This window comes from Varibaculum vaginae (assembly GCF_900604285.1).
Classification (GTDB): Bacteria; Actinomycetota; Actinomycetes; order Actinomycetales; family Actinomycetaceae; genus Varibaculum; species Varibaculum vaginae.
The window spans coordinates 999,467-1,013,105 of record NZ_UWNY01000001.1 but is presented as its reverse complement, the minus strand read 5'-3'; the positions used below and the strand labels follow the sequence as shown (position 1 = coordinate 1,013,105).

Annotated in this window: 14 protein-coding genes; 2 read left to right on the top strand and 12 right to left on the bottom strand. The window is 49.2% G+C overall.

Annotated features, from left to right (window positions below):
* Positions 1-10: 10 nt before the first annotated feature.
* Both EFB02_RS04300 and EFB02_RS04295 read right to left on the bottom strand, forming a co-directional pair.
* Positions 11-1,612, bottom strand: coding sequence for a peptide ABC transporter substrate-binding protein (locus tag EFB02_RS04300; RefSeq protein WP_160115371.1), 1,602 nt, complete (start codon positions 1,610-1,612; stop codon positions 11-13).
* 231 nt (positions 1,613-1,843) lie between these two features.
* The gene (locus EFB02_RS04295) at positions 1,844-3,526 is read right to left on the bottom strand and encodes a DUF885 family protein (protein ID WP_122820336.1); all 1,683 of its coding nucleotides are present in this window, start codon (positions 3,524-3,526) and stop codon (positions 1,844-1,846) included.
* Between the two features lie 82 nt (positions 3,527-3,608).
* On the opposite strand from EFB02_RS04295, the gene EFB02_RS04290 reads away from it, so the two are divergent.
* On the top strand, positions 3,609-4,259 hold the full coding sequence (locus EFB02_RS04290) for a class I SAM-dependent methyltransferase (protein ID WP_234992731.1): 651 nt from the start codon (positions 3,609-3,611) through the stop codon (positions 4,257-4,259).
* A gap of 274 nt (positions 4,260-4,533) precedes the next feature.
* Here the strand turns inward: EFB02_RS04290 and EFB02_RS04285 are convergent, their stop codons facing one another.
* From EFB02_RS04285 to EFB02_RS04270, 4 genes are all read right to left on the bottom strand, one after another.
* Entirely contained in the window at positions 4,534-4,890 is a 357-nt protein-coding gene (locus EFB02_RS04285; RefSeq protein WP_122820335.1) for a hypothetical protein, read from the bottom strand.
* Positions 4,891-4,900: 10 nt separating this feature from the next.
* On the bottom strand, positions 4,901-5,290 hold the full coding sequence (locus tag EFB02_RS04280; RefSeq protein ID WP_122820334.1) for a hypothetical protein: 390 nt from the start codon (positions 5,288-5,290) through the stop codon (positions 4,901-4,903).
* 95 nt (positions 5,291-5,385) lie between these two features.
* Positions 5,386-5,613 carry a HypC/HybG/HupF family hydrogenase formation chaperone gene (locus tag EFB02_RS04275; protein WP_122820333.1) on the bottom strand — a complete coding sequence of 76 codons (228 nt, stop codon included), beginning with the start codon at positions 5,611-5,613 and terminating at the stop codon, positions 5,386-5,388.
* A 66-nt stretch (positions 5,614-5,679) separates the two neighbouring features.
* The gene (locus EFB02_RS04270; RefSeq protein ID WP_122820332.1) at positions 5,680-6,933 is read right to left on the bottom strand and encodes a reducing hydrogenase subunit alpha; all 1,254 of its coding nucleotides are present in this window, start codon (positions 6,931-6,933) and stop codon (positions 5,680-5,682) included.
* 23 nt (positions 6,934-6,956) lie between these two features.
* Here EFB02_RS04270 and EFB02_RS04265 point away from each other — a divergent pair, with 23 nt between their 5' ends.
* Entirely contained in the window at positions 6,957-7,313 is a 357-nt protein-coding gene (locus EFB02_RS04265) for a hydrogenase maturation nickel metallochaperone HypA/HybF (protein ID WP_122820331.1), read from the top strand.
* 64 nt (positions 7,314-7,377) lie between these two features.
* Here the strand turns inward: EFB02_RS04265 and EFB02_RS04260 are convergent, their stop codons facing one another.
* The 6 genes from EFB02_RS04260 to EFB02_RS04235 form a co-directional block, all read right to left on the bottom strand.
* Complete coding sequence (locus EFB02_RS04260) at positions 7,378-8,025, bottom strand: hydrogenase maturation protease (protein ID WP_122820330.1); 648 nt, start codon at positions 8,023-8,025, stop codon at positions 7,378-7,380.
* Positions 8,026-8,039: 14 nt separating this feature from the next.
* Positions 8,040-9,389 carry a Ni/Fe-hydrogenase, b-type cytochrome subunit gene (gene cybH / locus EFB02_RS04255; RefSeq protein ID WP_234992730.1) on the bottom strand — a complete coding sequence of 450 codons (1,350 nt, stop codon included), beginning with the start codon at positions 9,387-9,389 and terminating at the stop codon, positions 8,040-8,042.
* A complete protein-coding gene (locus EFB02_RS04250; RefSeq protein ID WP_122820329.1) occupies positions 9,386-11,128 on the bottom strand; it encodes a nickel-dependent hydrogenase large subunit in 1,743 nt (580 codons plus the stop codon). The genes cybH and EFB02_RS04250 overlap by 4 nt, the downstream gene beginning before the upstream one ends.
* Positions 11,128-12,366, bottom strand: a complete 1,239-nt coding sequence (locus EFB02_RS04245) for a hydrogenase small subunit (protein ID WP_122820328.1) — start codon at positions 12,364-12,366, stop codon at positions 11,128-11,130. The genes EFB02_RS04250 and EFB02_RS04245 overlap by 1 nt, the downstream gene beginning before the upstream one ends.
* A 128-nt stretch (positions 12,367-12,494) precedes the next feature.
* The gene (hypB, locus tag EFB02_RS04240; protein ID WP_122820327.1) at positions 12,495-13,283 is read right to left on the bottom strand and encodes a hydrogenase nickel incorporation protein HypB; all 789 of its coding nucleotides are present in this window, start codon (positions 13,281-13,283) and stop codon (positions 12,495-12,497) included.
* 1 nt (position 13,284) lies between these two features.
* Entirely contained in the window at positions 13,285-13,635 is a 351-nt protein-coding gene (locus tag EFB02_RS04235) for a hydrogenase maturation nickel metallochaperone HypA (RefSeq protein ID WP_122820326.1), read from the bottom strand.
* Positions 13,636-13,639: the final 4 nt, after the last annotated feature.

Sequence of the window (13,639 nt, the reverse complement as noted above, 5' to 3'; positions counted from 1 at the left end):
TCCGAGCTAATTATTTCTTCGTAACTTTATGAAAAGCTACCTCACCTTTCCAATCGGTGCTAACCTTGCCCACATGCTGGCTATAGCCAATATTGGAGCTAGGAGACCATAGGGGAATCGAAGGTAGATCTGCTAGCAGTAATTTTTGCGCCTGTTTATAGAGGGTATCAGCGGTTTCCGGAGTATCGGTGGCTTGTGCCCTGCTCAAAAGCTCAGCATAGTCTGCGTTTTCGTAACTAGTTTTATTACCATTACCGCCCTTAAGATACCGTCCTGCCAGCAGATTATTTGGGGAAGGATAACCCATCGACCACCCCATCCGAAATGGCCCGGTAAACGAATGCTCATCCATCATTTCCATCAGAGTTTTAAAATCTGGTTTTGGATCACCAACTGCTTTTACCCCCAGGATGTTTGACAACTGGTTGCAAATCGCATCAACCCAGGGTTGATTAGATTCATTCGTGTTATAGGTAATTTTTAACTCCCCCTGCCAGGGGGTAATCTCATCGGCAGCCTTCCAGGCTTGTTTGGCTGCCTCCGGATCAAATTTCAAAATTTTATTGCTTACCCCCGCTCCCATATGTCCTAAGATTTGGGGCGGTAAGAAATCTGTAGCCGCTTTGCGGGTACCGTAAAAGATACTTTTGATTATTTCTTCACGATTTATCGCCTGAGAGATAGCTTGGCGACGCAGTCTTCCTTCTTCCCCAGAAAAATGTTTGGTCTGATAGTCAATATCCAAGGTTTGCATACTGGCTTGCACTGCACTTACCCGATTATTGCCCAAATCTTTCGGCGCATTGGGAAGTTCCCCGTCTGGAATTTGATCTAGCACATCCAGGTTTCCAGCCAATAAATCCTGGTAGGCAGCAGAAAGATCCGCATAAATTTTCACGTCAATACCCGCATTTGCAGCTAGGCGAGGCCCCCGGTAGGTGGTGGATTTATCTAGCAGGATTCGACTGGAAGGCTCCCAGCTAACCAAGGTATAGGGACCGTTCCCCACTGGTTTTAACCCAAATTCTTTTTTAATTTTCCCCTGTTTATCGAAAGCACTATCGGGTAGTGGATAAAACCCATTGATTCCCAGACGATTAGAAAAGTCAGCCACCGGTCGTTTCAATTTGATAGTTATTTTGTAATCCCCATTAGCCATTACTCCCTTTAGGTTCCCGGTACCATCTTCACTCGCGCCCTCAATTGCTTCATAAGCAGTAGTAGCCCCCAGGCTTTGCACAGCTGACGCCTTCCAGGCGCGCACATAATTCTTGGCCAATACGGGAGTACCATCGGAAAACTTTCGGTCGGTATTCATCTGGATAGTCCAGGTTTTATGGTCGTGAGAATCAGTAATTTCCTGTGCGACGTCATTTACCACTTTCCCCTGTTGGTCATAGGTAACCAGACCAGCAAAGAGTAGGTCAATAATCTTGATTCCAGCATCATCATCAGCGGCTGCGGGAATGAGTCCCCTAGCTGGTTCCGCGCCATTGATTGCTACCCGATCTACTGCGTTTTCCTGTGAGTTGTTACTGCTACAAGCGGTCAAAGTCCCGCCTGCAAGCAAAGATGCTGCCAGGACTGCTAGGGGAAGCCAACGACTGCGCATAGTCATCCTCAGCCTTTCTAAAAACCAAAATTGTTAGCTTTAATAATACCGATTTATTACTATGGGTTGATATTCTGCGCATTTAGCTATTATTTTTCCAAAATAAGCAGAAATAATCTCTTTTTTCTCTCTCGGAGGTATTTTTCCAGACACCTTTGCAAACACGAGGCCGCACTACTAGCTTCCCCATCTCAAGTTACTGAAAAGCCCTTTTACATTAAGTTTTCTAGCTCAGAGAACCTTCCCTATAACCTCAAAATGTACTGCCCCCACCGGAGATACTTTCCGCACAAAATCAGCAAATCCGCCACCACCAGCGGCTTGGAAATCACGATAGATTTCTCGCCAACGACGCCAACCATACCATGGAGCCAGACTTAAGGCGGGAATTCCCAGGTAACGTTGCCGCAAGAGCACCTGATTCCAAGGGTCGGAAACCGTATCATTCAGGTAGGCGATAGCCTCAGGCAATCCCCAAACAGATCCGCCTTCCCCCTGGCCACCATATAATTGCAGATCAGCTAAGGCTAACGCCACATAGCGCATAATCCGCTCCTGGATAAGCAAAGAAATTTCTGCGGGAATATCCCAAAGTTCTGGGGTCATTTCCAGGGCGAACAGATCCCATCCCAAGTTAGAAGCGGGCAGATGGGCAGCAATCCGGGTAAACAGATTCATTCCGTAGACCTCTCGCGCCCGTGAATACAGATGACTCCCTGGGATCCCCTTCTCCAGAGCAGCCAGCGCATAATAGGTATCCTCAATTTCTAGGAAAGAGTCAAAAGCACTCCCGCTAATAGCCGCTGGAATTTCACTATTTTCATAGGCATGCGGAGCCCTGCTGGCAGCACATTTGCGCGGAAGAACCCGTGAACTGTTCGATAGGCTAACTCCCGCTGGGTAATATGGATGGACGAGACAACCGTGAGGATCGTTTTCCCACTTTAGCGGAGCATCCTGGGGGCTAACTAGCTGAGCCAGCTCCGGATCTACGCTGGTACGAAAAGCATCCCAGGCATCTTCTATTGCCCAAGCCAGCACATTGAATCCGTCTGCAACCTCTAAATCCGAGAGCCGGAAAGCATGCTTTCCCCCAAGTTCCCTGAGCATTCGATCGCGCTGTGCTCCCAAACGTATTAAATCTGCGTTGGCCTCTTTATAAAGCTCACTCGGATTCGGTTCTCTAAGACCCACGCATAGCAGGGAGATAAAATAGGAGTGGGGATCTATCAGCCCAATCGGCGAACAGGCAGGAAGCATCTCCTGCTGCAAAAAATTCGCCATTTCAGAAAAAGCAGCTTGAGCGGTGGCTACTCCCCTTTCAAAAGCACGCTCCCCCATTTGCGAAAGACGAGTATTGCTCATTTCGGCATGTTTACCCCGGTAAATATCATGTTCCGGATTTGAAAGTATCTGCGCTTGTCCCAGCACCATTTCCAAAACTTCTTGCGGGAAAATATAACCGCGATCTCGAGATTCCCGCATAGTGGTACGCAGTCCCGCAAAGACCTGCGGAAGTGCCAATAACCTGCGAGTTAAGTTCCCCACCCCCGCCTCGGAGGAAACATCCATCAGTTTAAAGGTTTCCGCGAATACTTGAATGGGAGAGTTAGTGCCACTAATTTCAGAGGCTAAGAAACCAGATTCAAATTTCTCTTGTTCAGCACGAGTAAGCAGGGTGAACCCTTCAGCTTCTCTCAGTTCGCGAGCACTGCCCTTAGGGGTTTTTGCCACTCGTTCTAAAGTATCTTTACGCAGGTTGTAACGTTGTGAGATTCCGGGCGGTGAATAATCTGGCAATAAAGCATCGTACCCAGATATTCCCCATTCGGTTGCCTTAAAGGGATTTATGCGAGCGTAGGCGGTAACATACTGATTTAGCACACTGTCGATTTGAGCGGTTTCAGTTTCCACCCCGCCGCCTTCCTTTCAATTTGCACCTACTAGCATCTGCCGGGCTAGTTAGCTTCCCGGTAATCTCTGCTAGCCCTATATTATGACCGCCGCGCATTACGAGGGCAAAAACAATAGTCTAGAGATGATGGAACAATATTTTACGAATCAACCAGTGGCGAGTGCTGAAGAACGCACCAGAATTACGCTATCACTGGCAGGGAAAGAGCTAATTTTAGAGGGCGCAGAAGGAGTTTTTTCTGCTCGACATCTAGACAAGGCAACGGCAGTTTTATTGGCGAGTGCCCCGACTCCCCCGGCGGCTGGGACTTTTTTGGATTTAGGCTGTGGCTGGGGGCCGCTAGCAATCAGTTTAGGACTTCTAAGCCCTTCCGCACAGGTCTTGGCGGTAGATGTGAGCGAACGAGCCCGCGACCTAACTCGTACTAACGCCCAACGCGCTGGAGTATCGATACAGGTAGGAACCCCAGAAGAAATTCTTGCCACTACGAAAGCCGCCGGAGGAGTTGATCTAATCTGGTCTAACCCTCCAGTAAGAATCGGGAAGAAAGCTCTACAAGAGTTACTGCTTACCTGGCTGCCGCTATTAAAATCCGGCGGAGAAGCGATTTTGGTAATGGGAAAGAATCTGGGTGCAGATTCGATGCAAAAGTGGCTGTGCGCGCAAGGCTACCCCACTCGCCGCCTCGCCTCAAAGAAAGGTTTTCGTCTTTTATCTGTTTCCCCTGCCTAGTTAGGCGACTGCAAGCGATCGCGGAGCCAATGAGAACACTCCATTTAGGGCGCGAGGGATAACTTTTTCCTCCCGCCCAAGAATTCGGAAAACGTTGCGACGTTTCCCGAATTCTTATGCCCACCGCGCCCACTCGGATAAAAGTTATCCCCCGCATTCACTAGCTACCACAGATACAACAAAGCGCGGGTAGATACTTTTACCAGTATCTACCCGCGCAATTATTGAGTTTATTTATTCAGCAAGTTTCTCGTAAAAGAGCAGCAGCCTATAGTTAGCGAGAAGTTACTAACTCTTTAGCATCGACGCTAGCCTCACTGCCACGCTGGGTAAGCGGTGCGTTGCGGACTCCGCGCGGATCCTTAACGATTAGGTAGGCAATCCAGACGATGCCGGCTAGTGCCACCACAAATAGACCAAGATAGGTGTCGTTGAGCATATCTTTAACCGGGGGGACGAAAACATCCGCGCCCTCTTCGATATATTCAGCCATCAAGTCAACTGTCCACATCAAAGAGGCACCCCAATACATCCAGCAAAGAAGGTCTACACGCATCCGGGACTGCGGGGCATGGGCATACCACCAAGCGGTGGAACAGATTGCTGCAAAAAGCGTAATTACTAGAGTCATTGCTAATCCTTTAGGCCTCGATCTTTTCAGCGGAAGGGTGGTTACGACGTTCGTTTGCGCTAATCAGGACTATTCCTACCCCCCAAACTACAGTCACCAACACCGCCATCCCCACACCTACAGTACCCATCTCAAATAGCATCTCCTGGGTGGTGGAACGCTCAGTCAAAGCTGTTAGGAACGGGAAATAAGGTACCACTTCGCCGTGCCAAAGATGTTCAAAAGCTAGTAACAAGGCGCCACCCCACAACAGGTTGGTTAGCCAGGTCAACTTGCGAACCAGGTTCATGGAGCGCTGAGTGCTCTCGGGAGAGGATCCGCTCTTTGCCTTTCTTTCAATCTGCTTCTTGGCAGCCGTTACGGCTATCGCTTCCACAGTAGGAACAATAAAACACGCCATAATAACTCCTTTGACTACTCCGCGTATCCAAACATCCACTCTAATGTGATTTCGAATTTGCTGCCACTAATCTCAATTCTTTGCTCAACCTGCGGCTAGGAAATCATCCCTAAATCCCGCCAAGTTTCCAAAGACTCTTTAGCCTCTTCGGCGGTTAAAAGATTCATGGCGAAACCATTTTGAATCAACACATAGTCACCCACCCGCGCCTCTGGAAGATAAGCCATACAGGCGTCTTGTATCTGCCCGGCAACGTCAATACGCCCCATGGGCATTACCCCCGACTGAATCGACAAGATCTTGCAAGGCACTCCCACACACATGGTCTACTTCCTTTCCCGCAAAGAACAGTCTCGTAAGCTAACCCCAGGATATCCTCTGCTACACCTTTAGAGATTATCAACTTTTAGCCCCATTTGACCCGCCGGAGCGGAACTGATTGGTAGACAAGGATCGGCCTCCCGAATCGATTGCTCCATAGCCTTTGCCCGGTCTACGTCCTGAAAGTTAATTGCCTGGGTGAGTAGTTCTGCCAGCCAGGGCTCATTCTGGGCAGTGGGGGTAAGAATCGTGGCCGCGCTGATTAGTCCCTGAGAATCAGTAGCATAGGTGTGAGCCAGAATCCCCCGCGGGCCATCTACCAATCCGGTAGCAGCTCCAGAAAGGAAACGTATCTGCCCCATTTGTGGACAAGGCTCGAGGTTATCGGATTCTAGTATTTGCAATAATTGTGCTACCACTTCACCAGTTCTTTCCAATACATGCAAGGTAATGATTGCGCGCGCACTAGCGGCATCACGATTAGAGGCTAACCAGCGCATTTGTAGGGAAGAGGCCAGTTCGCTGGGTAAAGTTCCCACTGAAAGCTGCGCTACCGGGCCTACCCGGTAACGGCCACCACTAGGATCGCCTCCACGTAGGTAAGGACGGGGAGCAGCAGCGCCCGGTTTTTCTTCCGCAATCTGCTCATTCCAATGCGAGAAGTCAAAATCCTTTACAGTTTTTCCCTGTCGCGCCACTCGCACTCTAGTACCAAAAACATCTGGATTCCCGTCCTCATCAATTAGAGCTAGCTCCGCCCCGGTAAACTCTCCAAGGCTATTAGACTGCGAATACTTCTTAAATCCCTGTTCACAGAGTTTCTTTGCCACTTGCAATGCAACAGGAAGCTCTTCCTTCACAACTTTTAGGTTTTCTATTTTCGGCCAGTTAGCCACCCCTCCCGGAATAGCAGTCACTGGAAAATGTCCGGGAGATCCGGCCGCCACCAGTATTTTCTTAGAGATTTTCTTTAACGCCACCCCACTATCCCGCTCTTGCAGCAAGAACCGCAGCGAATGAGTCTCCACCAGCGACCCATAGTGCAAAAGCCGGCGGGTAAGCTCAGCTACCGGGGATATCGGAGAGCTACTACTGAGGACGTCTAAGGCACGGGTTCCGGCCAGGTGGTGAGCTACCGGGCAAATGCCACATAAATGTTCCGTTAGTTTTAAGGCTTCATGAGCAGATTTCCCAAGCAACATCCCGTCAACTCGGGGAAGTCCTTGCAGATCAAAATAAGCTTGCTGCCGTCCAGCGGAGTCATGGGTTACTACTACCCGTCCTTCCATGGGATCGATGATTTCATCTAGATTGATTTTCATGACTCTCCTGGGACAATGAGTATATGCATGAACTTGGGTTATTAACTTCGGTAGTGGCAGCAGTAGAAAAAGCAGCCGCTGACGCTAACTACCAGGTTACCCGAGTTGAAAAAGTGGCGCTAAATGTGGGAACGATGTCTGGCGCCATCCCGGAGGCTCTCTACGGTTCTTGGCCAATTGCCCGGGAAGGAACTATTTGTAGCTCTTCCGAGCTAGAGGTAAAAACCATTCCCGCCAGTGTATATTGCATTAATTGCAGCCAGGACGTACAAATTGATGAATTCTTCGCACTGCTGTGTCCTAAATGCGGGATGCCCACCGGCAATCTCAGTCACGGGCGTGAGTTTGAAATTTCCTGGGTGGAATGGGATAGGGATTAGCCAGGGTAGAGTCTCTGGTTTATACGGCGGAGGAAAATCGCCAACAGTCAGCTAGAAAGTCTCTTTAGCTATTTAAAAGCCAAGAATCTAGAATTTCGACTGCAAAGTCAGTAGCCTGTTTTATTCCCGATGCTGCCGTAGGTGTCAGCCCCAAATTTAAATCTACTTTTTCGCTAACTACCCCCACTACTTCCAGAATCGACGGCTCTTTACCGGTCAAGCGAGCGGAGCTTAAAACATCAAGTAACCCTACCTGATGTGGCGACATCTTCATGGAAAGCAGCCGCGGTACATGATCCCCACTCATATGTAATGCTTGCCCCGGTAGCCGGTCATTTCCGGGCGCTATCGAATCAAGAATCAAAAGCTGCTCAGCCTCTTGAACCACAGGAACCAATTCCATACCATTGGTTCCGCCTTCTATCAGGGCAAGTTCTCCCCTGGCTATCGCTGCTTGCCAAGCGGGGCGGTCGGGTAATAGACCTTGCAGGTTGGCCAGAATCTCTAAACCAATACCATCATCGCCCATAATCGGGTTACCAACTGCCAAAACCGTAAAACGACTGCCTTCCCAACCACTGCCATCTACAGCAGAAAAATCAGGTAGCGCCTTAGAAACATCTAAATCGATCCCCCTCTCCGCAAAAGTCGCGATGCTATCAGGAGTAACACTGAATGCAGGAGATAGCGATGTTCTTTCACCTGGGGTCATAGAATCCTTTCAAATTAAAGTTCAGGGGCATCATAGGGCTTGGAGGTACGACGCATCCACACCCCTCCAGAGATAATCGAAGAAATCCCTCCATGCCGTTCCAAGGAATCCGCTCGGAAGGCAAGATAGATATGTCCGATAACAAAGCCCCAGAAGGCAAACATAATCATGGCATGAATAAGACGCATCATGGGGATACCAAACCAGTCATTGGGAGCTGCCATAATCTGCCAAAAAAGGCTGGTGTTTCTATATGGCAGAGCATACAAGGCTACTCCCACTAACATTTGGAAAGCCCCTAAAGCATAAATTGAGGTATACGCCATTTGTTGTAGAGGGTTATGTGCGACGTAAAGCGGGCTTTCTTTCCTTAAGAAAAGATAGAATCCCACAGTTTCTTTGAAATTTATCCAGTCCTGTTTCTTTTTAAACGGCCAGAAAGTTTCCCAACGCATATAGCGATCTTTAGAGATAAAGGCGATAAATACGCGAGCAGCCCCCACCGCGAGCCAGGCAAATCCCGCTGTAAAATGGATAAACCGCATAATCCCCATCAGGTATCCGGGGTCAATCCCCTGGAAAAAAGTATCCCCAAAGAACGGATCCATAATGTAATAACCCGTTACCGAAAGAGTAACGATCAAGAACACATTCAGCCAATGCAGAAAGCGCAAACCGGCTGACCAAACACTGAGTCTCACCCAGTCTTCACTGGTAGGAGTAAGATCCTCTCCTTGCAGACCAGTTCCCACCGGGCGCACATTGACAAACCCTTCCATAGCGAAGGGGCTAATCTCACCGTTTTCATTTATGGTAGCAGTGGCTACCCCCAAACAACGGTAGCCGCGCGAGCCCGCCATCTGAGCATTCTTCCTCAAAACTGTTCGCAGCGCTCGCTCTGGTTTAGCAACATTCATCACTGACTCGAGATCTCCGCGAGCGATGATGATGTTATGCCCCTGTCCAGACTTGGTTCGCTGCATACCATTGATACGTGCCAGCGAATAGCGGCGATCCACCGCCGGATCAAAGTTATATTTAGGAATCTCTACATTGGGGATGCCATGACGGAAGCGGTAACGCAAAGACTCTTTCAGAGCTACATCTACCGGATCAGTGCTGCCTTCCGGCGAAACTGCCGCCATTACTAATAAGCGCCGCAAGGAGATATCAGAGCAGCTGAAGCCACCCCCGACCTCAATCCCCTTAGTCTTCGAAGCATCTTTAGGGAAGAACTCAATCTCGCGATCTTTATGAGCTTTCAGTAAATCTTTCTTCGATAATTTCTTTGGCTTTTCTACTGTCGTAGCTCCCCTCTTATCGCTTAGTCCCGCGCTCTGAACCGAAGTATCTTCACCGCTCACGATGTCACCGCCTTACCTAGGAGATTTCCCTCCGGATCTAGCACGTGAACCCCGCAAGACATGCAAGGGTCATAGGAGTGGATAGTACGCATTGGTTCCAGAGGCGCCTGGGGATCTACCAACGGGTGAGTTCCAGTCCCCATCAATGATTCCTCGTAAGGACCAGTAACCCCTTTTGCATCACGCCCTCCTGCCAACCAGGTAGTAGGCACTACCGCTTGATAACGTTCCACTTTCTTGTTCTTAATAGCCACCCAGTGAGATAAATTTCCGCGAGCAACCTCGATAAACGCATATCCTTGCGCCTCGGTAGGCCAACGACTTGGTTCCCACTTACTGGCGTCAAAAACATCAATATCGCCTTGTTTAATGTTTTCAACCAGAGCATTGTAGTCCTCACGCAACAAAGCGGCAGATACCGTAGCCTCTGCAGCGCGGGCAAAAGTCCGCCCCATAGTGGAGTTAATCTGATTGGGTGTAATACCCAAAGTTTGCATAGCCTCATCGAGCAGCTTCTTGACCGGTTCGTATCCCTGGGCATAGGCCAATACCATTCGAGCTACCGGCCCTACCTGCATTGGTTTACCATCATATCGAGGAGCTTTAGACCAGGTATATTTGTCACTATCACCAAGCCATTCAAAGGGAGGCTGCGGGCCGGTGTACTTTACTGTGGTCTCCCCCTTGTCAGGGGTTAAGCCTTTATCGTCTCCTACTGAATATTCATACCAGGCGGAGCTGATAAACTCTTCAATCTTGTGGGGATCAAAGGGATGAACTTTAGTTAAATCACCATTAAAAATTACCCCCGGTTTAATCGCAGTATGTGGAGATTTCAAACGCGATTTATTGGGATCCCCGGCAAACATTGATCCGGCTAGACCAACCGCCAAATAATTGGCATGAGTTGCCCCGATATCAAAGTAGTCTTTATAGACACCCGCCAGAGCAATCACATCCGGGTAATAACAATCATTAACAAACTCGATGATTTCATCAATCCAGGTTTTAACCTGATCTAGTTGCACCTGGTTAATTGATTCTGAAGACTTAGGATCAATCGAACAGGCCATCCCACCAACCAGGAAATTGGGATGAGGGTTCTTACCTCCAAATACCGTATTGATACGAATCATGGAACGCTGGAACTCTAAAGCATCCAGGTAGTGTGCCACACACATTAAATCTGCTTCCGGAGGAAGACGGTAATCGGGGTGGTCCCAATACCCGCCGGTGAACACAGAAAGTTGACCGGAATCTAAAACCTTTTGAATAGTGTCGCGCACCTCGGTAAAGCGCTTCAGGTTATTTCCCCGCCACTTGGAACCAATAGACTGAGCAAATTCCACCGCTTTAGCGGGATCCGCTTTCGCCGCATTAGGCACATTAACAAAGTCCAAAGCGTGCAAATGATAAAAGTGAATCACGTGGTCTTGGATTTCTTGAGAACCCAATACCAAAGAACGAATCAAACGCGCATTTTCGGGAGGATTTGATCCAATCGCATTCTCGACCGCAGTAATAGAGGCCATGGCATGTACCGAAGTACAAACCCCGCAAATTCGCTGGACGAAAGCCCATACATCCCGTGGATCACGGTTCTGAACAATGGTTTCAATCCCGCGAAACTGAGTGCTAACGCTCCAGGCTTTCTTAATCTGGTTACCAGAAGTCTCCATCTCTATACGCAGGTGACCCTCAATCCGGGTAAACGGGTCGATAACAACTTTTTCCGTCATTACTTATCCTCACTGTTCTTTTCGGTGGTGGCTTCGGATGTTTCCGTGTTGGTCATCTCTTCCGGATTCGGCGGTTCGGTATCAATATCGGTAGCGTCACCAAAAGCAGCCATCGGAGAATTTCGGGTTGCTCTCCGGTCAGCGGCGGCTCTCGCGGCAGTAACCCCGGCATGCACGGCAACTCCAGCGGCAATTGCGCCGGTAAGACCAAGACCTATCTTCTCAGCGGTAGCTTCCACCCCAAATCCTGGGATGTTCGGCAGCACTTCATAGAAAGGAGTAAAACGATCAAAAAAGTCACGCTCAGTACAACCAATACAAGGGTGACCAGCACCAATCGGCCAACCTGCTTTTAGGTTCCACTGGATTATGGGACAGGGGCTAAAAGTAGATGGTCCTTTGCAGCCTACATCGTAAAGACACCAGCCTTCCCGAGCGCCAGCATCGTCAAAAGTACGCACAAATTGACCCGCGTCAAAGTGAGGACGGCGCGGGCACGAGTCGTGAATCCGCTGTCCATAGGCAAATAGCGGGCGCCCCTCGGAATCACATTCCGGAGCTTTCCCATGAGTTAAAATGTAGCTTAAAGAGGCGGTGATTACCTCTCCGATTGGGGGACATCCCGATACGTTGATAACTGGTTTATCTTTGATAATTTCATCCACCCCCACTGCACCGGTGGGGTTAGGTTTAGCGGCTTGTACCGAACCGTAAACCGCGCATGCTCCAACTGCGAGAATCATAGTCGCATTCTCGGCAGATTCGCGCAGAATATGCTCGGCAGTCTTACCACCGATAGTGCAGTAAATTCCGCCATCCTTGGTAGGGACAGAGCCATTAACTACCAAGATATGCTCTTTGGCATTGAGATCAGCTAACGCCTTTTCTGCTGCCTCACCCGCGGCCGCCATCAACAGCTCGTTGTAATTCACCGATAGTAGGTTGAGCACTACTTCTTCTACTGTGGTTCCCCCACTACGCAAAGTGGATTCCATACAGCCAGTGCATTCTTGTAGCTGCAGCCAGACTACATTCGGTTTGGTGATAGCCCCCAGCTTGTCAGCCAGTTCTTCAGCAGCCTTTTGCGCCGGAGCAGCGTGCGCTAGCTCCGGGGTACCTACAGCGAAAACAGCTGCTAGACCAGCACAATATTTCACGAAATCCCGTCGGCTCACCCCGGCACTAGCGAGGTTATCGGCGAGGGTTCCTTCCCGCCACGGTTTTATCTCATAGCTCATTTCCGGTTCCTCACTAATATCGAAGTTAGATCACAACGTCTCTCGGAATTATTATATTCAGTTATCTCTTTTACATCCCTTCAACCTGCTAAAACAGCTATTTTATTTCGCAAAAAAAATTAGCGTATTTAAAGTAGCTCTAGCCACTCAATCCAGGGGTCAAGTCCTTCCCCATTTAACGCAGAAATTTCAATCACCTTTACTCCCGGATTAACCTGCTCGAGATAGCCGCGGAACTTGTCCATATCAAACTGCAGATAGGGGGCTAGATCCATCTTGTTTACTAATACGATTTCAACCGAACGGAACATGACCGGATATTTGAGGGGTTTATCCTCACCCTCGGTAATCGAAAACACCATTGCCTTAGCGTTTTCTCCCACGTCGAATTCTGCTGGACACACTAGGTTACCCACATTCTCGATAATCACCAGGTCAAGTTGACTGAGATCCAAACCATCCAAAGTGTGGTGCACCATCGGCGCATCCAGGTGGCACTCACCCCCGAAACCATGTCCCGTGTTAAGCAGAGATATCTGGGCACCGTAACCGTTAAGGCGCTCAGCATCTAAAGGAGTCTCGATATCACCTTCGATAATACCTACCCGTAACTGCCCCTGTAGTCTTGCTAAAGTATGCTCGAGCAAAGTAGTTTTCCCCGACCCGGGGGAACTCATTAGGTTGACAACTTTGACGTTATTTTCTGCGAATGCTTGGCGATTATGCGCTGCCAAGTGATCATTTTCAGCATAGATATCCTCTAGGATTTCAATGCGTTCTTTCTCGGTATCGTATCCCGAGTGATCCCCGATTACTTCCGGGTCAGCCACATATTCACCGTGATCGTGGTGATGGGCGTGGTCCCCGTGATCATGCGAATGCACACTGCCATCATCATGGCGATGAAAACGTCCCATTTTATTGTTTCCTCTCTGACGTAACCTCTATGGACACTACTCTAAACTCCTCGCCGCTAACAGTAGTTACCTCACGTGAGGAACATTTTGCGCAACAAAAATCTAAAACTTCCCCCATCTGGGTTCTAGCTCCACAGTTGCGGCAGGCAATCACGGCTGGTATCTGGGTAATATTCAGCTGGGCAGGACCTGACAAAGTGTTTTTACGAACCGCGCTCCAAGCAAATTGTAAAGCTTCTGGCACCACTTGCCGTAAATGTCCGACCTCTAGCTCCACCTCTAGGACTTCGCGTCCCGCCGCATGCCGAGAAACAATACGAGCCAGTTGGCGCGAAAGCGCAACTTCATGCATTGCT